Origin of the sequence: Arthrobacter sp. AQ5-05, assembly GCF_003287975.1 — a bacterium.
Classification (GTDB): Bacteria; Actinomycetota; Actinomycetes; order Actinomycetales; family Micrococcaceae; genus Paeniglutamicibacter.
Genome location: NZ_QMKQ01000025.1, coordinates 1 through 23,989, shown reverse-complemented (window position 1 = coordinate 23,989; position 23,989 = coordinate 1). Strand labels below are relative to the sequence as shown.

Annotated in this window: 26 protein-coding genes; 18 read left to right on the top strand and 8 right to left on the bottom strand. The window is 63.2% G+C overall.

Annotated elements, in window-relative coordinates:
* Positions 1 to 607: 607 nt before the first annotated feature.
* Genes amaP through DQ353_RS17005 form a run of 5 tightly spaced genes read right to left on the bottom strand, consistent with a single transcriptional unit; the run spans position 608 to position 2,991 of the window.
* Entirely contained in the window at positions 608 to 1,225 is a 618-nt protein-coding gene (gene amaP / locus DQ353_RS21805; protein ID WP_181578462.1) for an alkaline shock response membrane anchor protein AmaP, read from the bottom strand.
* Positions 1,226 to 1,260: 35 nt separating this feature from the next.
* Entirely contained in the window at positions 1,261 to 1,845 is a 585-nt protein-coding gene (locus DQ353_RS21800) for a DUF6286 domain-containing protein (RefSeq protein ID WP_181578461.1), read from the bottom strand.
* Complete coding sequence (locus tag DQ353_RS17015) at positions 1,842 to 2,252, bottom strand: Asp23/Gls24 family envelope stress response protein (RefSeq protein ID WP_113764348.1); 411 nt, start codon at positions 2,250 to 2,252, stop codon at positions 1,842 to 1,844. Before DQ353_RS17015 ends, DQ353_RS21800 begins: the two co-directional genes overlap by 4 nt.
* On the bottom strand, positions 2,249 to 2,428 hold the full coding sequence (locus DQ353_RS17010; protein WP_113764401.1) for a hypothetical protein: 180 nt from the start codon (positions 2,426 to 2,428) through the stop codon (positions 2,249 to 2,251). The genes DQ353_RS17015 and DQ353_RS17010 overlap by 4 nt, the downstream gene beginning before the upstream one ends.
* Positions 2,429 to 2,484: 56 nt before the next feature.
* On the bottom strand, positions 2,485 to 2,991 hold the full coding sequence (locus DQ353_RS17005; protein WP_113764346.1) for an Asp23/Gls24 family envelope stress response protein: 507 nt from the start codon (positions 2,989 to 2,991) through the stop codon (positions 2,485 to 2,487).
* 232 nt (positions 2,992 to 3,223) lie between these two features.
* On the opposite strand from DQ353_RS17005, the gene DQ353_RS17000 reads away from it, so the two are divergent.
* From DQ353_RS17000 to DQ353_RS16965, 8 genes are all read left to right on the top strand, one after another.
* Positions 3,224 to 3,823: an RNA polymerase sigma factor gene (locus DQ353_RS17000; RefSeq protein ID WP_113764344.1), complete on the top strand. Its 600-nt coding sequence runs from the start codon at positions 3,224 to 3,226 to the stop codon at positions 3,821 to 3,823.
* Entirely contained in the window at positions 3,814 to 4,416 is a 603-nt protein-coding gene (locus DQ353_RS16995; RefSeq protein WP_146755305.1) for an Asp23/Gls24 family envelope stress response protein, read from the top strand. The genes DQ353_RS17000 and DQ353_RS16995 overlap by 10 nt, the downstream gene beginning before the upstream one ends.
* On the top strand, positions 4,409 to 4,798 hold the full coding sequence (locus DQ353_RS21400; RefSeq protein WP_146755303.1) for an Asp23/Gls24 family envelope stress response protein: 390 nt from the start codon (positions 4,409 to 4,411) through the stop codon (positions 4,796 to 4,798). Before DQ353_RS16995 ends, DQ353_RS21400 begins: the two co-directional genes overlap by 8 nt.
* A 1,038-nt stretch (positions 4,799 to 5,836) precedes the next feature.
* Positions 5,837 to 7,093, top strand: coding sequence for an APC family permease (locus DQ353_RS16985; protein ID WP_220094044.1), 1,257 nt, complete (start codon positions 5,837 to 5,839; stop codon positions 7,091 to 7,093).
* Between the two features lie 1,480 nt (positions 7,094 to 8,573).
* Positions 8,574 to 9,254, top strand: a complete 681-nt coding sequence (locus DQ353_RS16980) for an isochorismatase family protein (RefSeq protein ID WP_113764338.1) — start codon at positions 8,574 to 8,576, stop codon at positions 9,252 to 9,254.
* Between the two features lie 84 nt (positions 9,255 to 9,338).
* On the top strand, positions 9,339 to 11,192 hold the full coding sequence (locus DQ353_RS16975) for a glycoside hydrolase family 15 protein (RefSeq protein ID WP_113764336.1): 1,854 nt from the start codon (positions 9,339 to 9,341) through the stop codon (positions 11,190 to 11,192).
* A gap of 93 nt (positions 11,193 to 11,285) precedes the next feature.
* Positions 11,286 to 11,858 (top strand): TVP38/TMEM64 family protein, encoded by a 573-nt coding sequence (locus DQ353_RS16970; protein ID WP_181578460.1) that lies wholly within the window; start codon positions 11,286 to 11,288, stop codon positions 11,856 to 11,858.
* A gap of 52 nt (positions 11,859 to 11,910) precedes the next feature.
* Positions 11,911 to 12,477 carry a CDP-alcohol phosphatidyltransferase family protein gene (locus DQ353_RS16965; RefSeq protein ID WP_286166874.1) on the top strand — a complete coding sequence of 189 codons (567 nt, stop codon included), beginning with the start codon at positions 11,911 to 11,913 and terminating at the stop codon, positions 12,475 to 12,477.
* Here the strand turns inward: DQ353_RS16965 and DQ353_RS16960 are convergent.
* A complete protein-coding gene (locus DQ353_RS16960) occupies positions 12,431 to 13,888 on the bottom strand; it encodes a dihydrolipoyl dehydrogenase family protein (RefSeq protein WP_113764329.1) in 1,458 nt (485 codons plus the stop codon). The genes DQ353_RS16965 and DQ353_RS16960 overlap by 47 nt on opposite strands.
* Positions 13,889 to 14,035: 147 nt before the next feature.
* Here DQ353_RS16960 and DQ353_RS16955 point away from each other — a divergent pair, with 147 nt between their 5' ends.
* The 10 genes from DQ353_RS16955 to DQ353_RS16910 all read left to right on the top strand — a co-directional run bounded on the left by DQ353_RS16955 (position 14,036) and on the right by DQ353_RS16910 (position 23,165).
* Positions 14,036 to 14,629, top strand: coding sequence for a class I SAM-dependent methyltransferase (locus tag DQ353_RS16955; protein WP_286166873.1), 594 nt, complete (start codon positions 14,036 to 14,038; stop codon positions 14,627 to 14,629).
* 102 nt (positions 14,630 to 14,731) lie between these two features.
* Positions 14,732 to 16,237 (top strand): hypothetical protein, encoded by a 1,506-nt coding sequence (locus DQ353_RS16950; protein WP_220094042.1) that lies wholly within the window; start codon positions 14,732 to 14,734, stop codon positions 16,235 to 16,237.
* Between the two features lie 29 nt (positions 16,238 to 16,266).
* Positions 16,267 to 17,475 carry an ABC transporter substrate-binding protein gene (locus tag DQ353_RS16945; protein ID WP_220094041.1) on the top strand — a complete coding sequence of 403 codons (1,209 nt, stop codon included), beginning with the start codon at positions 16,267 to 16,269 and terminating at the stop codon, positions 17,473 to 17,475.
* A gap of 127 nt (positions 17,476 to 17,602) precedes the next feature.
* Positions 17,603 to 18,358: an ABC transporter permease gene (locus tag DQ353_RS16940; RefSeq protein WP_286166872.1), complete on the top strand. Its 756-nt coding sequence runs from the start codon at positions 17,603 to 17,605 to the stop codon at positions 18,356 to 18,358.
* A complete protein-coding gene (locus DQ353_RS16935) occupies positions 18,349 to 19,215 on the top strand; it encodes an ABC transporter permease (protein ID WP_113764321.1) in 867 nt (288 codons plus the stop codon). The genes DQ353_RS16940 and DQ353_RS16935 overlap by 10 nt, the downstream gene beginning before the upstream one ends.
* Entirely contained in the window at positions 19,212 to 20,306 is a 1,095-nt protein-coding gene (locus DQ353_RS16930) for an ABC transporter ATP-binding protein (RefSeq protein WP_113764319.1), read from the top strand. The genes DQ353_RS16935 and DQ353_RS16930 overlap by 4 nt, the downstream gene beginning before the upstream one ends.
* A gap of 330 nt (positions 20,307 to 20,636) precedes the next feature.
* Positions 20,637 to 21,095 carry a hypothetical protein gene (locus DQ353_RS16925; RefSeq protein ID WP_181578458.1) on the top strand — a complete coding sequence of 153 codons (459 nt, stop codon included), beginning with the start codon at positions 20,637 to 20,639 and terminating at the stop codon, positions 21,093 to 21,095.
* Between the two features lie 118 nt (positions 21,096 to 21,213).
* Entirely contained in the window at positions 21,214 to 21,876 is a 663-nt protein-coding gene (locus DQ353_RS16920) for a Crp/Fnr family transcriptional regulator (protein WP_286166871.1), read from the top strand.
* Positions 21,877 to 21,980: 104 nt separating this feature from the next.
* Positions 21,981 to 22,529, top strand: coding sequence for a carboxymuconolactone decarboxylase family protein (locus DQ353_RS16915; RefSeq protein WP_113764315.1), 549 nt, complete (start codon positions 21,981 to 21,983; stop codon positions 22,527 to 22,529).
* 252 nt (positions 22,530 to 22,781) lie between these two features.
* Positions 22,782 to 23,165 (top strand): type 2 periplasmic-binding domain-containing protein, encoded by a 384-nt coding sequence (locus DQ353_RS16910; RefSeq protein WP_113764313.1) that lies wholly within the window; start codon positions 22,782 to 22,784, stop codon positions 23,163 to 23,165.
* Between the two features lie 21 nt (positions 23,166 to 23,186).
* Here DQ353_RS16910 and DQ353_RS22030 read toward each other — a convergent pair whose 3' ends face one another.
* Together DQ353_RS22030 and DQ353_RS22645 are read right to left on the bottom strand one after the other, a co-directional pair.
* Positions 23,187 to 23,585: an alpha/beta fold hydrolase gene (locus tag DQ353_RS22030; protein ID WP_220094046.1), complete on the bottom strand. Its 399-nt coding sequence runs from the start codon at positions 23,583 to 23,585 to the stop codon at positions 23,187 to 23,189.
* Complete coding sequence (locus DQ353_RS22645) at positions 23,491 to 23,889, bottom strand: alpha/beta fold hydrolase (protein ID WP_353616707.1); 399 nt, start codon at positions 23,887 to 23,889, stop codon at positions 23,491 to 23,493. Before DQ353_RS22645 ends, DQ353_RS22030 begins: the two co-directional genes overlap by 95 nt.
* Between the last annotated feature and the right edge of the window lie 100 nt (positions 23,890 to 23,989).

The window sequence follows — 23,989 nt, the reverse complement described above, 5'->3', positions numbered from 1 at the left end:
GAGTTGACGCTATCCAAGAACTCCCCGGACCTCCTCGGTGTCCCTCAGCCGCCAGCTAAAGCTTCCACATAGGGTTCCCCTGCGGAACAGCAGGCTGGCATCCGCGAATCGGGAGACCAAGAATGTCCCCGGATTTTCAGCACATTGAACTGTCGCATTTTTTGGTGGTCGGGTGTCGCGGTGTGGCATCGGCCTGTAGGACGACCTTTGAAGGAGATCGGCGGGGGCTTGGGTGCTTTGCGCCAGAGCTTCGGGATCGCGCCCAGGCGCGCGCCTGGCTCAACGTGCGCCCGCGCGTGTGTTCCAAGATCTTCCCGAACCTCCTGATTCAAAAATCCTTATTGCGATACCGGGCCGAGGATTCATGGCAATACGGCTTTGGAGACACGGTAGGCCCCGCCGATGCACTCCAGAGGGTCAAGGCATGAAGGCCCGTGCCCATGTCTCAAAAAGCTTTAGGTTTACGAGACGCAGGAATGTGCGGCGAGGGATCTGGCGAGGGACCTTGCGCCGCGCCGGTCATGTTCAGCTGTGGATTTTCGACGATGGACGGTCCAAATATCCAAAGAGGGCTTCTTGCTGCGCCCAGTGCCTGCAGGGGGTTGGCCTATTGCAGCACGGTGCCCGTGGAAGGGTGCAAGGTTCCGCCAAATTGGTCCTTGCCACTGATATCGATCTGAATTCGGCTGCTAGTGACTGGAGCTTCCAGGGCCGCGCCGAGCGTTGGCAACACCGTGGATTGGATGCCAAGGAGAACCGCTTGGATGTCGGCCCTGTCATTGAGCGTGGCTTTGAGGCTCACTTCAGGGCTCCGGGCGGTTCCGTACAGCTTGGCGGCCGAGGAAACAACGCCTGGGATCGTATTGATGTGCTCCTCCACGGCGCGTGCCAAGACAGCGGGATCGCAGAGGGTGCGGCCGCCGCTTTCTTCGGTGTGGAAACGGTAGGCGGCAACCTTGTTGGGCCTCGGTATCTGGGCAATCATCCACAGCAGCCCCAGCACACCGACGATCACCCCAATGGTGAGGAGTGCGGCCTGTACCCAGGACTGCGCAAAAACTGCATGCAGATCCGCGGTGGCGACCCGGGCACCGGCCGGAGGCGTGTTCATGATCCCCTGCAGCATTCCCCCGGCCTGCAGGATTACGATGCTTCCAGTCATGAGGACCAGGAAACCAAGAATGCCCAGCCAGGTGCGGTTGAGGGTTCCAACGGATCGTTTCATCGCTTGCTTTCCTTTGCTCGAGGGGGGAGAGGCTCTCAGCGGGTGGAAGTGACGGTGGCGCTTACGCGCGGAACCGGCTGAAGCCCAGCCGATTCGAGGCAGCTCCGCACGCGTTGTGCCGCTTGTGCTCCCAAGTCGCCCTGGTCGTGCAGCGGGGTTCGGATATGCAGTTGCACGTGCTTTGCCGTGGCCGTGGTCGAAGCGGAACCTACGCCATCGAGGTCCAAACACTGGGCCTTGGCCAGATGCGCCACCCCGCGTCGGGTCATGACGATTTCTCGGGCAGCATCCGGCATTCCATCCGCTCCCGATCCGTCGGCCCCAGCGACTCTCAGGGCACCGAAACCGCCCGGGATGGCGGCGCACAGCACGAGCACGACTCCCGCCATGACCAGCCCGGCGCCGATCATCCATATCCCGGGATCAGCCCAGTCCAGCGCCGCCAGCCAATTTCGCATCCCGCGCAGGCCCGGCGGCCAATGCCCGTTGGCCAACCGCCAAATGGTCAACCAGACCAGCGTCACACCGGAGGCCAGCATGAGCAGGCCCACCACCAAAGCGGGAATGGTCCTGGTCGGCCGGTGCCGAAGCGGGGTGGAATGCCCCTCGTTCAGGCTCATAACAGTCTCCTGCGTCCTACGGGTTCCTTGGCCATGGTCAACCACGAAACCCTGATATCGACCTGGCGAACCTCGACGCCCGTCATTTCGCTGACCCTGGAGGTGATCCGCTCGCGCAAGAACTGTGTTCCTTGGCGCAAGGGAGCGGGATACGGCAACCCCACCTCCACACTCAGTGCGGCGATATTTCCGGTGAGCTGCACCGAGGTCCTGGGCCTGGCGGAAGAATCCGCATGGGAACCGATCCCCATGAATCCCCCGGCTGACCCGCTGGAAGTGGATTCGTCCCGGGCCACTTGGCTGGCGATCTTCTCGATGACTTTCTCCGCCAGGACGGTTTTCCCCCGGGTGCCGTATTCCAGTGCGTCGGCCCTCGCCTCCGACCCCGTGGGGGCCCGCCCGTTCATCGGCTTGATGCCCTGCCGAACAGGGCCGCCATGTCGAGCTTTCCCTCAGCGACGCGCCCGACCAACAAACCGATGAAGCCCAGGATCACCGCGGACAGCAACGCCCACCAGCCTCCAAAGCCCAAGACAATTCCGAGCACCAGACCAATGGTCAGGCACCAACGTGAAGTAGACATAGCCATCCCTTTATCCTCATCCGTCTTCGGTGATCGAGCTGTACGGCCCGATAGGCCTATTGGAGTTCCAGCTTCTGTTCCTGCGGCAGGTCGGAGTGCTCTTCCTCGGGTAGGTGTACGTCGGTGACATTGATGTTGACCTCAATGACTTCCAAGCCGGTGGAATGCTCCACGGACTGGATCACGTTGCGTCGGATCGACTGGCTGACCTCCACCACGGAAACCCCGTATTCCACCACGATGGACACATCGATGGCCGTCTGGCGTTCGCCCTTCTCCACGCTCACCCCGCCGCTGACGTTGGTCTGGGAGCCGGGGATCCGCTCGGCCAAGGCGCTGAAGGCGCGTCGTCCTGCGCTGCCCATGGCGTAAACCCCGGGGATTTCGCGGGTGGCCATGCCGGCAAGCTTCTGCACGACCGTTTCCTCGATCATGGTGTCCCCGTGCGCGGTGTGCAGCGCATCGTAGGGCCTGGGCGTTTCCGCAGGAGCGCTGTGCTTCAGTTCCTCGGGAGTGGATTTGACTGCGGCGGAACCGGACTGGGTTGTTGATGCCTCTGACATGAAAAACGTCTCCTTCAACAAGGTATGGATCTTGCTTGCAACATTAAAGACGTGCCCCCAGCCGGAACGTCATGCAGTTATCCCAAGTTTCTTTTCCGGCGCCCTCCCACCACCTCTTCCCAGATGTGCTTTGTGCCGCCGTTCCCGGATCGACCTGCTGCGGTGCGCCGTGTGCATTGTGTAGCATGAGGCACAGTGCGCACGGCCCGAACCCAGGTGGAATGGACGATGCATGGATAACGAATTCACTGGTGACACGAGTGCCAGGACCGACGAAGCCAGCAAAGTCGCCCGCGCCCAGGATAGGGACCCGGAGGCCTTCGAGGAATTGCTCCTCGCTTATCAGGACAAGCTCTTTCGTCTGGCCCTGAGGATGCTCAATGACCGCGGCCAAGCAGAAGACGTCGTCCAGGATGTCCTCTTGGCAAGCTGGCGCCAGTTGCCCCTGCTCCGTGATGTCAACACCTTTGGCGGATGGATCTATAGGCTTGCCACCAACCGATGCCTGGATATCCTGCGCCAACGCTCCACCCATCCCGAGGACATCACCGACCCCCAAGATCTCCACTGCGCCGGGGAGGTCGTCTGGACCGGGAATGCACAGGAATCCGACCCGGTTGAAACCACGGAGCGCGAATTCCGGGCCCAAGGCCTCACGGAGGCCCTGCGAATGCTTTCACCCGAACAACGCGCCTGCTGGCTACTGCGCGAAATCCACGATCGAAGCTATGCGGAGATCGGTGCCATACTGAAGGTACCGACCACGGCAGTGCGCGGCAGACTTGCCCGGGCTCGGCATGAGATAGCAGAAAGAATGAGCCCATGGCGCTAGAAGATACCCCCCGGCTTGGATGCGGACGTAGCATCGACCACCTCTGGTCCACCCTGGATGCGCCCGCCGGAGAACACGAGGAACACTGCGCGCATTGCCGCGATGCCCGCGCAAGAATGATCCAATTGCGCCAGGCAACCGCGGCCTTGAAGGATGCCGAAGCCAACGATCCCGCCTTCACCCCGCGCCGCAGCGTGAGGGATTCGATCATGGATATTGCCCGCACCGAGGCCCGTCGCAGCCGGCTGCTAGCTGTGCAGGACCACGACGGCGGAACCACGGAGATCAGCGAACAGGCATTGTCCACGGTCGTCCGCTTCGCCGCGGCCGGCGTCCCGGGAATCCAAGCCCGGCGCTGCCGCATCGATGTTTCCACCGCCGAGAAGCCATCTCCCACCATGGGCACCCATGACGCCACTGGTGGTTCCCTGCACCCAATGGTTATCGACCTTCGGGTCGCCGCCGCGCCGAAAATCCACATTCCACACACGGTTTCTGTCTTGCGCCACCAGATCGGGATATCCATCGCCAGAAGCGTTGGCATCTACCCCGTAACCATCAACATCACCGTTGAGGACCTATACGATGACTGAAGAAGTTACCCCCGCTGCAGCGATAACCAGCCAGTTCATCGCATCACTGGCGGCACGTGCGGCGCTGGAAACTCCCGGGGTTCTCCGGCTTGAATCCACCCTCAACGATGTCCTTTCCAGGCTGCGTCTCGCCGCAATGGAACCTACACCTGATCCAGCCAATGAATTGGGAGGCTGTAGACGCGATAGCGTTTGGGCCGAGATCAATGGGGGCATTGCCCACGTGCACCTGGAAATAGCCACGGACATCGCCCATAGGGCGTTGGCGGTCAGCGATGCGGTGCGTGAGCGAGTACGCCAAGGCATTTGCAACACCGGGGTGGGAGCCGGGAGCATTGACATCAGCATCCTGGCCATTGAAAACCAACCTACCCAGGGATAAAAATCGCTGGGATATCGGACTATCCGCGGAAAAAACCACATTCCCGGGTCCCGCTGGTGGCACGCACCTCAAGTGGCAGCACATCCTCACCTGTACGACCAGGTTCACGCGGCCACGAACCGAGTGCTGCTGCGGTTCCCCTCGCCCTGACCTCTGGCTACTTGCTGGGAACGGTATTCGTCCCTAACCGTTCGGGACGGTGAATCAGCCACCAAACGAAATTAACAGTCGTAGTCAGACTGGCATCCGATGAGACGCCTCGCGGCCCATGCGACGAAAGACAAGTGAGAAACCAGCACTGCGACACGGACTGATCACAGAAAGCCGCCACCGAGCGCTGAAATCCACAGCACTCGGTTAAGGTTCCCTTTGTAAAGCACCTTCCAGGTGGGCCGCGCGGAACTGGTGCCAGAGAGCGCCGGCATTGGGTTTACCCCGCCTTGGTCGAAGACGGCTTCGAAGTTCCTTGCTCTGTTCGATATGGATGCTTCCGGATAATATCTGGAATGGGTCATGTTGTGGAGGCTGAGGACACGGAGCGGGATGAAGCGAGGCCGGGCAGGGACGCGAAAGGCTAAGTTGATAAGAGAGTGGCACTGATTCATGCGTTTTCAGGGTCCGGTGCCCTGCTGGGGTGATTGCCCGTTCGTTGGTGGGAGTCGATGAATCTTTCGCGGTTTCACGTCCCGGTTGTGTGGTCTTCCAAGGGACCGGGACGGATGATCGACCTGCCGCAGCTACGGAGGCACGAGTCGAGTTTCAACATGACTGAGGGGGATCCTGATCGGTGAGGCCAATTCTTAGGGACCCATGTCGACAGCCTGTCGGTGGTGCGATCGTCCTGGCCGCGCCCCCGTTCTAGGAGTCTTCCAACAGCTCCCAGAGAGGCAGAGGTCAATGGGATCAGGAGTGGTTCGTTGATGTTGAGAATAAGGCTGATCCGGAAGGGAACCGATCGGCGGGACGGCGGTGCTGATGGTCCGGGGACGGAAAGCCAACCTTCCATCTAGGCTCGTGGGATCGCGGCCACTGCTCCTGTTGGCGTTCGCTTTTGCGGTGATGGCAGACCCGGTGTCCTCGGTTGCCTATGCGGTGGAAGCGGCCTTGCGGGCCCTGCACGGGGACCTGGGACTGCTCGTTACCACCATGGTCTTGGTGGTGGGGATCATCGCCCTGATCGTACTGAATTACCGGCAGATCATTGACCGGTATCCGGAGGGGGGCGGGGCGCCAGCGGCGGCGGCGGAGGCTTTTGGGGAGGGGTGGGCGTTCGTGCCGGTGGGGGCCTTGGTGGTGGACTTCACCTTGACCATCGCCATTAGCGTCGCCGCCGCCGCCTCGGCCGCCATTGCCTTCTTCCCCGCTTTGGCGCCCTGGAGGATCCTGATCGCCGTCGGGCTGGTCTTGGTGGTGGCAGGCATGACCCTGTTGGGGCATTTTGGTCGGCTTGTTTTTGCTGCTTTTTCCGTGGCGTTCGTTGTCACCGCTGTCTCTGTCTTGGTGTTTGGGCTCTTCGCGGCTCCTGCCGGTTCCGGGCCGGGTCAAGGAGCTCTCGGCGGGGCGGGCGGGGTTGTGCCGGTGATGCTGGCCTTTCCGGTGGCGATGGCACTGGCCACCGGAGTGGAAGCGCCATCCACGGCCATCGCTGAGCTGGAGGAACTAGATGACGACGGGCGGCGACACTTTGGCAAGCTGACCCTGTGGCTGATGCTCGGGATTGTCGGGACCCTCACGATCGGCGTGGCGGTGGAGGCGGCACGTCTAGGGATAGGCGTTCCGCAGGGTGAGAGCACACAGATCGCGGAGCTGGCCCGGTACGTTGCCCCGCCGGGTGTCTTCGCGGTGTTCCAGTTGGTGACGGCATTGTTGCTGCTTTCGGCAGCGTCTTCTTCATTTCAGGCTGGTCCGGGGCTGCTCAAGGCTCTGGCCCGGGGTGTGGAGGGTGGGGAAGACAACGGTGGCGCACTCCCCGAAGCCCTGGGGCGTACGAACGCCCGCCACGCCCCTTATTGGGGGACGCTGTTGTTCTACGCTGTGGCGGTCTTTGTGAGCTTTCTGGCTGGTCTCACGTCGATGGCGTTTTTCTCCCACCGGGAGGGCCGCACAGGGTATCTGGTATTGAACTGTGCCGGGGTCCTGATTGTGGCGTTCACGCTGGTGGTGAATCTCCTGCGTGGGCTTCCGCTGTTCAGCGTCGCCGCTTCCCTGGCGGTGGCGGGGATTTTCTACGTGTTGTGGGTGCGGGACGGGAAACCGCAAGGGCTCCACGGCGGCAAAGCACGGGGCCGGAAGTAGCCTGCCCACAGCAGCATCAGGACATGACGATTTCCGGCTAATGAAAGGAATGCGTACGGCGGTGGGCCGAAGATCCGGTAAACCGCGACAGCGGCGTGGGAATCTGAAGCCGTGGCATGGCCGGATACCATCAGCGCCGTCGTGAAAGCAGCGCCTAAAGAATGCCGAAACATCCGAGATCGACGCGCCATTGGTCGTGGACGTGTTTTCACTGAACCTTCGGAAGAACTCTTTGGAAGTACCGACTACGCTTTCCAAGATGTCGACAGTCGTATTTGACGTCATTAATCAGGACATTGTTAGTTCGTCGCTCCATGACATCATCTCAATGCTGCCAATCGCCGGAAGCCTTCCGGCGATTGGCAGTAGGTTGAAGAGCCCGTTGCTTTCCGGATGCACGGAATTTTTCGGCATCTGGAACCTGACATTGCGTCATTTAGTTCCGCCAAAGAGCGATATTTGGCGTTGAAAACCACGGATCAATACTGTATTTAGATGTCAGGTTTTAGGGTGTGAGTCGTCGCAGTGGGAGATCGGCATACAGGCATCCGGGAATGCTATTTAGCGCCGCGAAAAGACCGCCATTTAGCGCTGCGATTCACACTTTTTAGTTGTCGGATTTTCGAACGCTGAGTGTCGCGCTGAGGGATCGGCATACGGGCATGAGGGAATGCCATTTAGCGCCGTGAAAAAGGGTGCCACTTAGCGGGTTCTGGCACACATTTCGTGAATGGTGACGGACCGTCGCTTTGTGTGCTGTTTCCGCGCCAGGACAAGCCGAGAGTGAAGCAAGTGCGCCGCATGGACGTGCCCACCCGTATATCGGCCCGGACCTGCCCGAACAGTGCATTCCCGCGCCCGGACTGCGGATGCGGTTGCGGCGGGCGCACAACTGCTACCGGAACCGGTTCTTGGATACTGATTCTTGATTCACCAAATTCGTGCCAGAACCACTTAGCGCTGCGATTCACAGTCAATAGGTGAGCAGGTCATCACGGTGGATGCCGAGCGCGGCGAAGTCCACCTTCAACCGGATGAGGGATTCCGGGATCGGCACCTCGTGTCGCCACGCTTGACTACGTCGAATTCGAGAATCTTGTGCCTTGCGAAAGGCAAGCAGGCCCTGGTCCGTCCAGTATCCATTGGGCAGGGTCCGACTGAGGATTGGCGATCCCGCAACGTCCCAGTAAGCCCGACTGATCATGCCCCACTGGCACGCCAAAAAAGTGCGGCATACCCTGACCGGTGTGCCGCTCCCCAAGCTTTCTTTCTTTCTTGATTCCCTTCTGGATGAAAAATGACCCGGCATGTTCGGCAGCGGTCTTGTGGTCGGTGGGTGCTTCGTACTCGATCTGGTCCGTCCAGGTGTGGGGGGGGGGGGGGGTCAATGTCTGGATTGGAGAAGGTCCTGATATTTGTGCGCCAGATTACAGACCAGGGGTTTAAGTGAGCCTACGGTGAAGCGACAGGCGTGCCTCGCATGTTTCCGGTTTCAAGGAGGAAGAATCCCGTGCAGTTTGATAGTTCTACTACGGCCCTTGTCCTGACTGATCCCCAGAATGATTTCTTGAGCCCCGACGGCGTGACGTGGGAGCTGGTGGGGAAAAGCGTCGAGGAAAACCACACCGTCGATCACATTGAGCAATTGCTGGTGGCAGCCAAGTCAGGCGGCTACGGGGTTTTTGTGTCCCCTCACTATTACTTTCCGCACGACCACCAGTGGGAGTTTGGCGGGACGCTGGAAAAGAAGATGCATGAGATCGGGATGTTTGACCGTTCCGGACCCCTCGATCTCGCGGGTTTCACGAATTCCGGGGCGGACTGGCTGCTTCGGTATAAGCCCTATCTGGAAGATGGCAGCACTGTCATCTGCAGCCCGCACAAGGTTTACGGGCCTGAACAGAATGATCTAATCCTTCAGCTTCGCAAACGGGGTATCAGCAAGGTAATCCTTGCTGGCATGTCCGCCAACCTCTGCGTTGAAAGCCATCTGCGCGCACTGCTCGAACAGGGCTTTGAGGTCGCCGTCGTGGCCGACGCCACAGCCGCAGCGCAGCATCCTGAACTCGGAGACGGTTATGAATCAGCCCTCATTAACTTCAACTACATTGCCGGGGCAGTGCTTTCCACTAAAGATGCCGTTCAGCAACTTGCTGTTTAGCCGAGATGAAGGGCGCCCCTGGCTGGAGGGCAAGCACCGCATCTTCGCCTTGCTGAAACGGGCCGGTTCGGTCAGGCTGTGAGGATGACCAGTAGCCCTATCGCAGACTATGCCCTCCTCTCTGACTGCCGGTCTGCGGCGTTGGTGAGCGCTGAAGGATCTGTGGACTGGCTGTGCCTGCCTCGGTTCGACAGTCCTTCGGTTTTTGGCCGGCTTCTGGGTGATGAAGCAGGGTTCTGGTCGATCCGTCCTGTTGCTGACTTTACCTCCACCCGCCGATATGTCGGTCCCAGCATGGTCCTTGAAACCTCTTTCCGCACCGGCAAGGGGGAGTTCACCTTGACCGATGCCTTGGTTCTTGGAAACGGGATCAGGGGTCATGACCTCGGTGCCGGGTCGCCGGGGGCGCTGTTGCGGAAGGTTTCCTGCACACAAGGAACAGTTGAGCTTGACGTCGTCTTTGTTCCGCGCCCGGAATACGGGCTGATCCGGCCTTTGGTCCACGCAGGATCAGCCGGGCTGCTGATCAGAGGAGGCGCCGCGGTTCTGTCATTATCTGCCCCTGTTCCTTTTACCATCGAAGGCGATGTCGCCCGTGCCCGTGTGCTTCTGCGCGCTGGTGATGGCCTTGGATTCGCCTTTGAACACGCGAACAGCTGGGAGGCCACGCCGGCCTTCTGGTCACAGGAGGAAATCTTTCGCCGACTCACTGACACTCTGGAGGGCTGGAGTAGCTGGTCAAAGCTGCACCAGAACTACACCGGCCCCTGGCAGGAACTGGTCGCCCTGAGCGGACGGGTGCTGCAGGCACTGACGTTCTACCCCACTGGAGCCATCGTGGCGGCGCCCACCACGTCACTGCCGGAGGTCATCGGAGGTGAGCGCAATTGGGACTACCGCTATGCATGGGTACGGGATGCAAGCATGACGCTGCAGGCACTATGGGTTGCCGCGTGCCCGGACGAGGCGGGAAAGTTCTTCCGCTTTCTGGCGACGGCTGGCTCCGGCCAACTGGGCGAGGGTGAAGAGCTGCAGATCATGTACGGGGTCGGTGGTGAACGTGACCTCTCAGAACGTGAGCTGTCCCACCTTCCGGGGTGGTGTTCAAGTGCGCCGGTCCGGGTGGGGAACGCTGCATGGCGGCAACGCCAGCTCGACGTGTACGGGGAACTGCTGGACGCTGCAGCACTCTTGCCGGAATACCTCGCAGACATGGATCAGGACACCCGCAAATTCCTTGCAGACGCCGCCGATACAGCAGCCGCACGGTGGAAGTCCCCGGACCAGGGGATCTGGGAAGTCCGCGGCGAGCCCCGCCACTACCTGTACTCAAAGCTCATGTGCTGGGTGGCCGTGGACCGCGCCATCAGCATTGCCGACCTCCTGGACGCCACGGACAGGGTTCCTCATTGGCGGGACGTACGGGAGCAGATCGCCGCTGCTATAAAGACCCAGGGCTGGAGTGAAACTGCCAACTCCTACACCCAGGCGCTCGGCTCTGATGAGCTGGATGCTTCAGCACTGATGCTCTCCATCGTGGGATTCCTGCCTGCTGATGACCCCCGTATGCTGGCAACCATTGACGCGATCGAGCGGCATCTGACTGACGGGCGGGGCCTGGTGTACCGGTACGTCGGCGAAGACGGCCTCCACGGGAGGGAAGGGACGTTCCTGCTGTGTACGTTCTGGCTCGCCCACGCCCTTGCCCTTGCGGGCTCCGTGGAGCGCGCCCGGGAAGTCTTTGAAGGCGCTGCAGGTTTTGCTACAGAGCTGGGCCTTCTTTCTGAAGAGGTGGCCGCCGGCAGCGGCGAGTTGGTGGGGAACTTCCCGCAGGCGTTCAGCCACATCGGACTGGTCAACGCTGCCTGGGCGATTAGCCGGGCCGAGGACCAGGACCGCCAGGCCGGGAAGTCCGGCGCCAGCGGAGCACACGGCTAGGGTATGGGGGACGTCACAAAGGAACAACGGCGGGCCATATATCGCTTTGCGGCACTGGTAATCTTCATCGCGGTTGCGGCCGCTGCTGCCTTGTTGTTCCCGCTCCCGTCCCTTGAAGAACTGCAGAGCTATTTCACGAACACCCGATGGGGTCCAGTCGTCTTTGTCCTTGGATACGCCCTGCTGACCCTTTCACCCGTACCCAAGAACGTCCTGTCCATAGGCGCCGGAGCGGTCTTTGGCTTCGCTGTCGGAATCGGCGTCGTCATTGCTGCTGCCTTGCTCGGATCCACCGCAGCCTTCTGGATCGGCCGCTGGCTGGGGCGGGAAGCCGTGGAAAAATTCACCGGAGTCAAGGTGCAGAAACTGGATGAACTGCTCAGACGGCGGGGATTGGCCGCCGTGGTCGGTGTCCGGCTCGTACCGGTGCTGCCGTTCACAGCGATCAATTATCTGGCCGGTCTGACCTCAGTTGCATGGTGGCCTTACTTCTTCGGGACCGCCATCGGCATCCTGCCCGGCACGGTCAGCTTCGTGACGCTCGGCGCCTTCGGAATGCAGCTCGGATGGCAGGTCCAGGCCGCCGCGGCGGCACTGGGACTACTGACTCTTGCGGGGCTGATAACAGCTGTCCGCAGGCGACGGAAGGAGACCCGAAATGTTTGATGCTGCACTCCGGCCCCGGATAGCCCCCGTTCTGGACCGGATGGCGTCTGCAATGGATCGCCCATGGATCACCCCGGACCGGCTTACAGCGCTGAACCTGATCCTGGGGCTGGCCAGCGCGGGCCTGGCCGCAGCCCAATGGTGGTTTCCCGCACTGGCTGCCTGGCTGCTATGCCGCCTGGCGGACGGACTGGACGGGCCGCTTGCCCGGCTCCGGAGACGTCGAAGCGGGCAGGAAGATCCTGGTCAGGGCGGATTTTGGGACATCAGCGCGGACTTCGTTGTTTATGGCGCGACCGTCGTCGGGGTGGGCATAGGGGCCACGGCAGCCTTCGGCGCCCCGTGGCTGCCGTTCGTGCTGGTCCTCTTCGCGTACTACGTCAACGGTGCGGTCTTCCTGGCGTTCTCCTCAATCGCCGAGAAGACCGGGCGCCAGATCGACGACGGACGGTCACTGTCATTTCTGGGCGGACTGGCTGAGGGGGCTGAGACCGTGGTGGTGCACAGCCTGTGGCTGATCTTCCCGGAGTTTGCCTGGGTGATCGCCGCCGTCTGGGCCCTTCTGGTGGGGGTCAGTGCTGCCCACCGGATCCTGGCGGGGTACCGGGCATTGAGCTGATCCGGCGGCTGTCGATGGTCAGCCGCCGGATCCTGCTCAATATCTTTATGGCAGTGCCCGTGAGCGGGGAAGCCAGGCGTTCGCGGACATCCAAAACGGCGGCGTTCCACACACCGTCGGAGTACGTGGGGTAGGCGTGGGTGGCACCGGCGATGTCTGAGGTCCGCAGCTTCTTGTGTACGGCCAGGGACAGCTCGGCAAGGGATTCCCCTGCCCGGGGGCCCACGATCGTACCTCCGATGACACGGCCGCCGCGGCCCACCAGCAGGCGCGTGAAACCGTCGGTCCTGTCCTCGGTGATGGCCCGGTCCAGATGGGAATGCCATACGGTGCGGGCCACCCCTGCCTGGTCCTCTTCGGATCCGGTGCTGGTCACCGCGGCGATCTCCGGTGAGGTGTAGGTGACCCGCGGGACCGCGGTGCTGATTCGGCGGCGGAGGCCGAGCACCGCGTTGGATGCTGCCACGCTGGCGTGGACGCCGGCCAGATGCGTGAACTGCGGGTGCGTGGTGACATCTCCTGCCGCCCAGATCAGCTGATTGGAGGTTCGCATACGTGAATCAGTGATCACATGCCCGTGTTCGTCGAGGCTGACGCCCATGTGTTCGAGCCCGAGGCCCGTGGTCCGCGGAATGCGGCCGGTTGCCAGCAGCACGATGGAAACGTCCACAGCAGTTCCGTCCGCCAACTGCAGCCGCACCGCGTCCCCGAGGCTGGTTGCACGCGTGATGCTGGAGTTCTCCAGGATCTTCACCCCGTCGGCCTTCAGGCTTTCCCGCACAATGTCCACCGCTTCCGGGATCTCTTTGGCCAGGATCCGGGAGCGGACGATCATGGTGACGTCAGATCCCAGCCGGGCGAAGGCCTGGCCCAGTTCACAGGCAATCGGTCCTCCGCCGACGATGGCAAGCCGGTCCGGCAAGCTGGCGAGGTCCCAGACCGTTTCGGAGGTGACGGTCCGGGCAGGGTCCAGTCCTGGGATGCCAGGCTCAGCGGGCTGCCCGCCGGTGGCTATCAGGGCCTGCCGGAACCGGAGGGGGCGTCCGTCCAGATCGGCCGTTCCGGGGCCGGTGAAGCTCACCCGCCCTGAGAGGACTTCGACGCCGGCCCGTTCCAGGGCCTCTGGCGTGTCCACAGGTTCGATGGTCCGGATCGCGGTGGCGATGCGTTCCCGGACGGCAGCGAAATCCGGTTCCTGGCCGGCCTGCATCCGCAAGGTTCTCGCCTGCGCCGCGGCCGAGAGGAGCGTCTTGGAGGGAACACAGCCGGTCCAGAGGCAGTCCCCGCCGGTGCGCTCCCGCTCCACCAGGACGGTGCGGGCGCCGAAACCGGCTGCGGTCTTGGCCCCGACGATTCCCGCCGTGCCTCCGCCGAGGACCAGGAAGTCAATAATTCCGTCAGTGGGTGCCATGATGAAGATCCTTACGGTCGTTGCCGGCTGCTGCCATGGAGGACGCCCGGGATCTCCGGGCGGACTCCCTGATCAAAGGAGCGAGTTATCCCTGACAAGTACACAGCATTCGCGCCGTTCTACGATGCACTCTCCGGCGAATATCCGGTGTACCGAGCCGGAAGGGTCCAGGGAATCAGTGCACTGGAGCCAGGGCCGGGGCAGCAGGTACTGGACCTGGGCTGCGGAACCGGGCTCAATTTCAGGTTGCTCCGGGAACGGGTAGGTCCCTCAGGAACGATAGTAGGAATTGACCGCAGCGCCCAGATGCTGCGGCAGGCCCGCCGGCGTGCCGCCAAGGCGGGATGGGACAACGTCGTCCTCATCCGGGCCGACGCCGTCCTGATGGACCCGGCAGCCATCCGTGCCACGATCCAGGAGCAGGGAGGAGCCGGGAGCTCCGATGCCGCCCTCGCCACCTATTCGCTCTCGCTGATGCCGGACTGGAGGAAAGCCTGGGCAAATCTCACAGCGCTGCTGAACGATGATGCCAGGGTCGCCGTCGTGGACATGCAGGAGCCGGTGGGATGGGCCCGGCTGCTCACTCCCTTGGCACGGGCCGCGTGTGCCCTGGGCGGCGCGGACATAGCAGCACATCCCTGGCAGGCCGTCGAGGAGGACTGCGCCGACGTCATCCGGGCCTCGGCCCGGTCAGGGCATCTGCAGATCCGCGCAGGCACGCTCCGGAGGGGCTATTCCTGACCCCTTGCGAAACAGTGCGCCCTGTGTGCCCCAGATTACTTAACCGGGCTGCGGCGGGCCGTAGGATTGCCGGTATCACTGCGGCGAGATGAAAGGCGGGCCATGACCACGGAAGCCACCGTCCCGCACCGACGCCGCAGACCTTGGTTCAGCAACCGCACCGGTGGGGACGTCCGCCGCGGAGCAGCTGCTGCCGGCAAGACCGCCGCACTGCTTCGCAGCCTTGAACTGGCGACCAGACCGGTCCACCCGGAGAGCCGTGCAGCGCTGGACCGGCGCTGGTCCGAGCTGCCGGAGCACGTCAAAACCCCGGCCCAGCTGCTAGGCAGGACAGCGGTGGGATGCGAAGGAACCCACGGCGTCTTTCCCAAGTGCAACCTGACCTGCACACCGTGCTACCACTCAGCGGACGCGAACAAAGTGCGAATCGACGGCGGCCACACCGTGACGACAGTGAAGGAACAGCTGGCGTTCCTCCGCCGTCTCCGCGGACCCCGCGCCCATGCCCAGCTGATCGGCGGCGAAGTGAGTCTGCTGCCCGCCGAGGACCATGCAGCGGCCCTGCTCGCCATGCGCGCAGCCGGCCGCGAACCGATGTCGATGACGCACGGGGACTTCGATTACCAGTACCTGCTCGACGTGGCGCTGGACCCGGGCGGCACGCCGCGGTTCCGAAAAATATCGTTCGCCGCCCATTTTGATTCCCTGATGCGGGGCCGCAGGGGAATGCCCCGACCCCGGACCGAGGCTGAGCTGAATCCGTTCCGTGAACGGTTCGCCGCGATGTTCACCGATCTCAAAACCGACCACGGGGTCAGCTCCTACATCGCCCACAACATGACGGTCACCCCGGCAAACATCGACCAGGTGGCCGGGGTCACTTCCGCCGTGCTGGACATGCCTTTCGACATGCTGTCCTTCCAGCCCGCCGCGTACATCGGCGATGACAGGAGATGGGGGAAAGGTTTCACCGACGTCACCATCGACGCCGTCTGGGACCGGATCGAGGAGGGCGCCGGGCAACGGATTCCCTGGCAGGGCACCCAATTCGGTGACACACGCTGCAACCGGACCGCTGTGGTTCTGCGGACCGGCGAGAAACAGGCACCGCTGCTGGACCCGGCCGACCAAAAGGATCTCGATGCCCGGGACCGGCTGCTGGCCCACTTCGGCGGGATGTACTTCGGCGGGACCCCTAACTGGGTTGTCGCCCTGAAAGTCATGAGGGCCCTGCTGGCCCACCCGCGCGAGGTCCCCGTGATCCTCCGCTTCGGTCGGCGTCTGGCCAAGCGCGCCGGCGGCCTGCGCCACATCATTTCTGCTGCCCGGGCAGGCCGGTTGTCCCTCAAAACTTTCGTCGTCCATAACTTCATGGATGCAGCCGACGTCGCTCCCGCCTGGGACCTGATGGAGAAGGGCGTGGTCAGTGAGGACCCGAAGACCCGCGAGGTCCAGGAACGGCTGGGCGCGTGCATGTACACCATGAGCCATCCCGAAACCGGCAAGTTGGTCCCCGCCTGCGTCCAGCATTCGGTGCTGGACCCGGCCGAGAATGCCGGCCTGCGCAAACTGCTCCCCCTCAGCCCCAAAGTCAGGACAGAACCTTGAAGCCAGCCCTCCCCATTCGCCGCCGGAACGTGCTCGCGGCGGCCACCGCCGGACTGCTGTTCCTCAGCAGTTGCGCGGCGGGACCCGCCGAACAACCTGAACCGGACAGCTGGGAAGAGGTCGCCTCCGCAGCGCAGGGACAGACAGTCAAACTGTGGATGTACGGCGGTGACACGCAAGGCAATTCCTACGTGGACGAGCACCTCATTCCTGCTGCCGCCGATGAAGGCATCACGCTGGAACGCGTCCCGGTAGCCGACACCAGGGACGCCCTCAACCGTGTCCTGACCGAGATCCAGTCCGGCACCACCGACGGCGAAGTGGACCTCGTCTGGGTCAACGGAAACAACTTCGGCACCGGCAAGGAGGCCAGGGCGTGGGCCTGCGGCTGGACCTCGCTGCTGCCCAACATGGAACTCACCAACCCTTCCGATCCGCTGCTCTCGGAGGACTTTGGGACTCCGGTGGACGGCTGCGAAGCCCCCTGGAGCAAAGCGCAATTTACCATCGCGTACAACTCCGCAGCCGTCCCCGAGCCTCCGACCACCCTCGCCGGCCTGCTGGAGTGGGTCAGTGCGAACCCGGGGCGCTTCACCTACCCGGCGCCGCCGGACTTCACTGGCTCCGTCTTCACCCGGGAAGTGCTCTACAGCGTCTCCGGAGGCTACGCCAACGTGCCGCTGGCCTTTGACCAGGACGCATTCGACAGGCTCAGTCCCGCCCTCCTGAACGAACTGGAAGACCTGAAACCATCCCTCTGGCGGCAGGGATCTACCTACCCGAAGTCTTCCGGTGAACTTGATGCCCTGTATGCGGGGGGACAGGTGGATTTCACCATGACGTACGGGCCGGCGACGCTGACCAAGCTGGTGGCGGATGGAACCTACCCGGCTACGACCAAAGTGCTCACCCTGGACGAGGGAACCGTCGGCAATGCAAGCTTTCTGGCCATTCCTTCAACCTCGGGCCAGCGCTCCGGAGCCATGGTAGTGGCCAATATCGCCTTGTCAGAGGAGCAGCAGGCCACAAAGGCGGACCCCAGGATCTGGGGACAGTTCCCCGTCCTTGATTCCGACGCACTCAGCCCTGAAGGGCGTGCCCTGTTCGAACAGCTCCCGACATCCCCCGTGGTGCCGGGCTATGAAGTGCTGTCAAAGAACGCGAACCCGGAGCTTGCCGCTGAGTGGGTGCCTGCTCTGGATGAGGCCTGGCGGAGGCAGATCCTTGCCGGCGGCTGAAGTCCTGACAGCCCGGCCCCGGCCGCTGACGGCGGCTGGTCACGGGAGGAAGGCCCGCGTCCTGGGGGCGCTCCTTGCGGTCCCCGCGGTCCTGCTTGTCGCCTTCGTGGTGGTTGGCGGGTCAGCTATGGTCGCGGCCCAGAGCCTGGGGCTGATGCCGCTGGTGGGCCGGCCGGAACTTTCGACGGCAGCCTACACGGCCCATGGCGGTGACCTCCTGGTTGGAGCGGGGCTCTCGCTGGCCATCGCCGGAGCATCCACTGTCCTGGCGTGCCTGATCGGGTTCACGGCAGCCCTGATCATGATGCAGGGCAGGTGGTGCGGGAAACTCGTTGCGGCCATGAGCTCACTGTCCATCCCCGTTCCCCACATTGTGGGGGCAGCCACGGCAGGTCTCCTGCTGGCCGATTCCGGGCTGCTGGCCAGGGTTTTTGGTGCAGCAGAGCGCTGGCCCGACATCGTGGGAGGTCAGTGGTGGCTGGCCGTCATTTTTGAATACGCATGGAAGGAGTCAGCGTTCGTGGGACTCGTCGTGGCCGGCACGCTGGCAACCCGATCCGTGGATTACGAGGAAACCGCCGCCCTCCTGGGCGCCGGGAGGCTCCGCCGCTTGCGCCACGTGCTGCTGCCCCTGAGCCTGCCCGCCCTGATTATTTCCGGCACCATTGCGTTCATCTACAGTTTCGGATCCTATGAAGTTGCCTGGCTTCTGGGCCGGCCCTATCCCGAGCCGCTGCCCGTCATGGCGTTGCGTCTGTATAACTCGGTGACGCTCACCTCACGGCCTGAGGCGGCCGCCGTCGCCGTCGTCACGGCAGTGGTGTCCCTAAGCGCGGCACTCGCGGCACTCGCCTGCCTCCGAAAGATCCCGCTATGGCGATAACGCTGCCGCCGGGGCTCAACCAGCAGACCTTACCGAAAGACGCGGCGCAGAACGGGCTGACGCGTTCCCGTGCCGGCGGCCGGATCCTGAGGTCGGCAACTGCCGCGGCCCTTGCGGTGTGGTTTGTGCTGCCGCTGCTACCCCTGGGTCTCTGGATCTTCGCGGACCGTTGGTCCTACCCCGCACCGCTGCCCCAGGACTGGGGACTGCAGAACGTTGACTCCGCCCTGTCCCGAGGCGCGGCCATTGCGTTTGCCGGCTCACTGGGCCTTGGCTTTGTGGTCAGTGCCGTTGCCACGCCGCTCGGTGTCCTGGCCGCCCGGAGCCTGGCCTTCCACCCTTCCCGGTGGTCGGCGCCGGTCAGTGGCCTGTTGTTCGCTCCGCTGGCACTGCCGGCCTTCGTCGCGGTTTTTGGGCTGAATGTCCTGCTGGTCCGGCTCCAGGTTCCCTCCTATGCCGGCGTCGTCCTTGTCCTGACGGTCTACGCCCTGCCCTACACGACGTACGTCATGCGGCTGGCGTATGCAGCCCATGACATCGGTTTCGAGGAAGAGGCCTGCACCCTGGGCGCCACCCGGGGCCAGGTGTTCCTCCGGGTCCAATTGCCCCTGATCGCACCGGCCCTGGCTCGGGCAGCTTTCCTGGCCTTCCTGGTTGGATGGAGCGACTACCTGGTCACCCTTCTGATCGGCGGCGGTTCCCTGGTGACAGTACCGTTGCTGGTGGCATCCGCCGCGTCGGGGACCGGCAACGACGGTATCGTAGCGGTGCTGTCCGTGATGGCGCTGGCGCCCCCGCTGGGACTGTTGCTGTTGCTGGGTCTGACAGGACGACGACGGCGGGGAAGCCGGTCATGAGGCAGGGATTGGATCTGCACGGGCTTTCAAAGTCGTTCAAGGGATCGCCTGTGCCCGCACTCGAGGAGTTCAGCCTTTCGCTGGCGCCCGGTTCCTGCACCGCCGTACTGGGGCCGTCCGGGTCCGGTAAGAGCACGCTCCTGCGGACGGTGGCGGGCCTGGAGATTCCGGACCGCGGCAGTGTTCTGCTGGACGGCCAGAACCTTGCAGCGGTCCGGCCCGAACGCCGGGGGATGGCGATGGTTTTCCAGCGGCCGCTGCTTTTCCCGCACCTGAATGTTCTTGACAATGTGGCTTTCGCCGCGACAATCCGTGGTGTTCCCCGCCGGCGGGCCCGCACGGATGCGGAAACTTTTCTCGACCTGGTCCAGATGGAAGGGACGGGCAAGCGGGCAGTTTCTGACTTATCCGGAGGCCAGCAACAGCGGGTGGCTATTGCCCGCGGCCTGGCCGCCCGCCCCGAGGTGCTGCTTCTGGATGAACCCTTCAGCGCCCTGGACCCCGAACTGCGCTCAGCCATGCACGAACTGCTGGCACAGGTGCGGGAGAAACTGAACCCCACGATCCTGATGGTCACCCACGACCGGGACGAGGCTGCGGCAGTGGCCGACCATCTCGCCCTGATCAGTGAAGGCAAGCTGCTCCAGCACAGCACTGTCCAAGAGATGTACACCCGGCCCGCTTCACTCCAGGTCAGCCGCCTGCTGGGAGGAACCAACGAAATCCCCGGGACGGTACGCGAGGGCGTGCACTACTCCGCACTGGGCGCCCACGCGCTGCCCGGAAACCACCAATGGCCGGAAGGACCCGCCACGATGGTCATCCGCCAGGAACACGTCATCCTCCTGGACGAACACAGCCCGGGCCTGCTAGCGGTGGTAACCCGGATCCGCACCCGCGGGCCCCGGAAACTGGTCACCATGGAAGCCGCCGGCGTGAACCTGCATGCAGAAGCCACCGCCAGCCCCGCCCTCGCCACAGGGGATGCCATCCGTATCCAACTTCCCACGCCCGCATTGGCAGTAGTCGGCGGGACGTCAGAACACCGCAGTGCGCCCTTGACTTCCCCCGACGGGAAGGTTTTAGCGTGACAGTATCAGCAACCAAAAACTGAAGTGAAGGAGATGGCCATGGCCCTGCAAGAAGGAGAGGTTTACCGCTGCCCGGATACCGCCTGCGGGTGTGAAATAACGGTCACCAAAGGGGCAGCCCCGGGTCACGGCGGAGACCAGGACCCGGTCTGCTGCTGCGGACACAGCATGGAAAAAGTGGACTGAAACCGGAGGGAGCAGCCCGGCGCCCAAATGGCGGGAGAAGCAGAACCGGCGCACGTTATGTGTCCGCGTTCACAGAACAAGGAGCGACCAGAGGCCTACCTTTCTAGGGTAAGCAGTTCCGTTTCAACGAAAGGCAGCAAGACGATGTCCGCAACATCTCCCGTGGCACACCAGCCACACGCCTTCAGTCATCAAATTGCCCGGCGCATCGCCGCGGGTGCCATCGGCGGTATTGCCGGCGGTCTCGTCTTCGGCGTCCTGATGGCCATGATGGGCATGCTGCCCATGATTGCCTCGATGGTCGGTTCGGATTCTGCCGTGGTGGGCTTTGGAATCCACCTCGTGATCTCAGTGCTGATCGGCTGGGGCCTGACCGTGCCCTTCGCCGGTCTCCTGACCTCCTATGGCCGGGCTGCGCTGATCGGCCTTGCCTACGGGGCGCTCTGGTGGGTCCTCGGCCCGCTGCTGATCATGCCCATGATGCTGGGCATGCCCCTGTTCATGATTGATGCGGCCGCAGGACTGTCCCTCATGGGCCACCTGATTTACGGCGTCATCCTGGCCCCGGTGGCCTTCCGCATCCTGAAGTCCGCACATGAGTGATAACTGGGAAAAAGGGCTGGAAGCCGCCGTGGGCGGCCTCCAGCCTTGGTCTCCGGGCCAACGCGAACCATATCCACTCACGGCAGGCCCGGAGGACCCCTTCACTTGCCTGAACGAAGTGGATCTCTTTGCTGACCTTTCCGCTGAAGAGATGCACGCGATGGACATGATGGCCCCGGCCCGGATGTTCCGCCGAGGAGAGCTCGTCTACAGCCAGTCCCAGCCTGTCACCGCCCTCTTTATCCTCAAGTCGGGCCGGATACGGGTCTTCCGTGTTGCAGAGGACGGCAAAGCCCTCACGATGGCCATCCTGGAACCGGGAGCCGTCTTCGGGGAAATGATGCTGGTCGGCCAGCGCATGTACGACAACTATGCGGAATCCATCGAGGACTCCGTCATCTGCCGGCTGGGACTCAAGGACGTGGAAAGATACCTGATTTCTGACCCCCGCATCGCGATCCGGATCTCCCGGCTGCTCGGGGAGCAGGTGGCCCGGCTGGAGGAACGCCTCACGGACCTGGCATTGCGGCCACTCTCAGCCCGCGTGGCCTCTACCCTGATCAACCTCGACGCCTCGGCACCCGGCGGCCGGTTCGGGCAGAGCCGGGCCATAAGGCTCACCCATGAACAGATCGCGGGCCTGCTCGGTGCCACCCGGGAGGCCACCAGCAAAGCACTGGCAGACTTCGCGGCCCAGGGAATCATCCGCCAAGGCCGAGGCCGCATCACGATCCAGAACCCCGCAGCCCTGCGTTCGGCGGCAGCGAGCAGCAGACCGTGACCGGGAATCAAGACAAATGCCCGGCAGGGTGCACCCTTCGAGGCCGCCGTCAACGCAAAAGCCTTCACTGATCCGACACACCAACCGCAAAACAAGGAGCCACTATGCCCCGCATTCCTGCCCACACCCTCGACAGCGCCCCGCAAGGATCCAAGGAAATGGCCGGCCATCTGAAACAACGCATGGGAAAATTGCTGAACATCCATGCCGGCATGGCCCACTCCCCGGCTGTGCTCGGCGCTTACGAGGGCATCTCGCAGGCCATTGCCGCCCATGGGTCGTTCGATGCGCAGACCAAGGAAGCCATCGCCTTGGCCGTAGGCAACCAGAACGGTTGCGACTACTGCCAGGCCGCCCATACGCTCTCGGCACGCAAGTCCGGGCTCACGGACGAACAGATCCTCGCAGTGCGCGCAGGGGAGGTGGACTTTGATCCGAAGCTCGCCGCCATCACTGAGGTGGCACGCGAAGTCGCGGCGAGGACCGGAAATGTTTCCGACGCCGCCTGGCAGGTTGCCCTCGACGCCGGCTGGACCGACGAGGAACTGACTGAAGCCTTCGCGCACATCGCCGCGAACCTCTTCACGAACTACTTCAACCACTACGCCAAGACGGAACTTGACGTCCCGGCAGCACCGTCCCTGAGCGCCTAGCCCGGGGGCGCCCTGATGACCGGGTTTCCAGCCCCGGCATCACGGTGCATCCCGCCGCCCCCTGCGCGGCTGCATCCGGAGCAGCAGCACAGGCAGCAGGACGTACCTGATAGGAACCCCTTGGCACCATCCGCCATTCTCATGCCCGGATCCTGCTCGTCCTGGGCCTGGCCGGATGCAATTCACCATCAACCCGCTCGGGAGGGCTTAAAGGAATCAGGTTCGCCCGGACCCAAGGCCGCCTAGGGGTGCGTGCCCAAGGAGCTCGTCCCGTTCACCGATGGTGGCAGGACCATCACTCTCAGGGCGCTGCTCGGTGACCGGGTTCGGGCGGCCGATATCTTCAGCACGCCCCCGCTGATCGCAAGCAACAACCTCATCACCCTTGAAGATCCGGGGGATATCGTCGCCGCCCAGCAGGTACTGCCCCTGATCCGCACCAACACGGCCGGGACCCAGGGCAAGGACATTCCCCGCAAGGCTTCACGGATGCCCCGCACCGCAGACCTCATGCAGCTCAACGAAAAGGTTTCCGAAGACGCGAAGCAAACCCCCGGCGTGCTGCAGCTGCCTGGGTCAAGGACAAAGGCCTCGCGTGATGCGATAGCCTGGCACGTCAGAGCGCAGGGTGCGTAGCTTTTCAAAAAACGGCCCGGTTTACGCTGCCAGGTGGTCGAGGATGGCTTCGGTTACCTGCTCCGGGCTGTCCTCGGTCGGAATGTGTTTGCCTGGGACTTCCCGGAGGTCGGATGCCGGGATTTGTGCCGTGTAGCGGCGGGCGAACGTAACCTTCTGAAATTCATCCTCGCGGCCCCAGACCAGGCGGGTGGGGATGGCAGCTTCTTTCAGGGCAGGGACAAGGTCCATGGTGTAACGGGCATCCGCCGCGGCCGCCATGGCCATCCAGGACCTGACCTTGGCCGGGTCCTTCCACGGAGAGACATAGTCGGCTACCTCATCCTCACTCAGTGGCCTGCCCACTGCCTTGCGGGTAGTTTCGGCGCGGGCGGCCGGACGTCGCGGCCAGATGCTGGGCAATTCCTCCGCCAATGTCATGGCCGGCCAGGTCAAAACGTGCCATGCTCAGTGCGTCCGCTGCAGCCAGCACCGTCCGGGCCAGCTCCGGTACCGTGGCGTTGTGAACGTCCAGCTCTCCATCGCTGGCACCGAACCCCGGCAAGTCAAGTGCCACACACCTGGAATGTGCGGCCAGCCCCGGAAGCACCGGGAGCCAGGCGCGGCTCCAGAAAGTGCCGTGCAGCAGAAACAACGGAACGGCACTTCCGCCCCCTGCTTCCAGGTACGACAACAGTGTCCCCTTGACCTGAATTTGGGCTCTACTGACTCTTCCGTGGGTCATCCCCGTCCCGGGAGTACCGGTTTCCGGCCTCCGAGGCTGAGCATCGCCAGGCCGATGAGGGCTTCGGGTGCTTTGAATCCGAAGGCCACCCGGGTGATGA

Bases quoted from the DNA above. Each gene is read 5' to 3' on its own strand.
- DQ353_RS16930 (WP_113764319.1), top strand. From the start codon at position 19,212: ATGAGGCAGGGATTGGATCTGCACGGGCTTTCAAAGTCGTTCAAGGGA.
- DQ353_RS22030 (WP_220094046.1), bottom strand. From the start codon at position 23,585: ATGACATTGGCGGAGGAATTGCCCAGCATCTGGCCGCGACGTCCGGCC.
- DQ353_RS16925 (WP_181578458.1), top strand. From the start codon at position 20,637: ATGTCCGCAACATCTCCCGTGGCACACCAGCCACACGCCTTCAGTCAT.
- DQ353_RS16965 (WP_286166874.1), top strand. From the start codon at position 11,911: ATGGATCGCCCATGGATCACCCCGGACCGGCTTACAGCGCTGAACCTG.
- DQ353_RS17015 (WP_113764348.1), bottom strand. From the start codon at position 2,252: ATGAACGGGCGGGCCCCCACGGGGTCGGAGGCGAGGGCCGACGCACTG.
- DQ353_RS21400 (WP_146755303.1), top strand. From the start codon at position 4,409: ATGACTGAAGAAGTTACCCCCGCTGCAGCGATAACCAGCCAGTTCATC.
- amaP (WP_181578462.1), bottom strand. From the start codon at position 1,225: ATGAAACGATCCGTTGGAACCCTCAACCGCACCTGGCTGGGCATTCTT.
- DQ353_RS16915 (WP_113764315.1), top strand. From the start codon at position 21,981: ATGCCCCGCATTCCTGCCCACACCCTCGACAGCGCCCCGCAAGGATCC.
- DQ353_RS16995 (WP_146755305.1), top strand. From the start codon at position 3,814: ATGGCGCTAGAAGATACCCCCCGGCTTGGATGCGGACGTAGCATCGAC.
- DQ353_RS22645 (WP_353616707.1), bottom strand. From the start codon at position 23,889: ATGACCCACGGAAGAGTCAGTAGAGCCCAAATTCAGGTCAAGGGGACA.
- DQ353_RS17000 (WP_113764344.1), top strand. From the start codon at position 3,224: ATGGATAACGAATTCACTGGTGACACGAGTGCCAGGACCGACGAAGCC.
- DQ353_RS16960 (WP_113764329.1), bottom strand. From the start codon at position 13,888: ATGGCACCCACTGACGGAATTATTGACTTCCTGGTCCTCGGCGGAGGC.
- DQ353_RS16950 (WP_220094042.1), top strand. From the start codon at position 14,732: ATGACCACGGAAGCCACCGTCCCGCACCGACGCCGCAGACCTTGGTTC.
- DQ353_RS21800 (WP_181578461.1), bottom strand. From the start codon at position 1,845: ATGAGCCTGAACGAGGGGCATTCCACCCCGCTTCGGCACCGGCCGACC.
- DQ353_RS17010 (WP_113764401.1), bottom strand. From the start codon at position 2,428: ATGTCTACTTCACGTTGGTGCCTGACCATTGGTCTGGTGCTCGGAATT.
- DQ353_RS16935 (WP_113764321.1), top strand. From the start codon at position 18,349: ATGGCGATAACGCTGCCGCCGGGGCTCAACCAGCAGACCTTACCGAAA.
- DQ353_RS17005 (WP_113764346.1), bottom strand. From the start codon at position 2,991: ATGTCAGAGGCATCAACAACCCAGTCCGGTTCCGCCGCAGTCAAATCC.
- DQ353_RS16940 (WP_286166872.1), top strand. From the start codon at position 17,603: ATGGTCGCGGCCCAGAGCCTGGGGCTGATGCCGCTGGTGGGCCGGCCG.
- DQ353_RS16975 (WP_113764336.1), top strand. From the start codon at position 9,339: ATGACCAGTAGCCCTATCGCAGACTATGCCCTCCTCTCTGACTGCCGG.
- DQ353_RS16980 (WP_113764338.1), top strand. From the start codon at position 8,574: ATGTTTCCGGTTTCAAGGAGGAAGAATCCCGTGCAGTTTGATAGTTCT.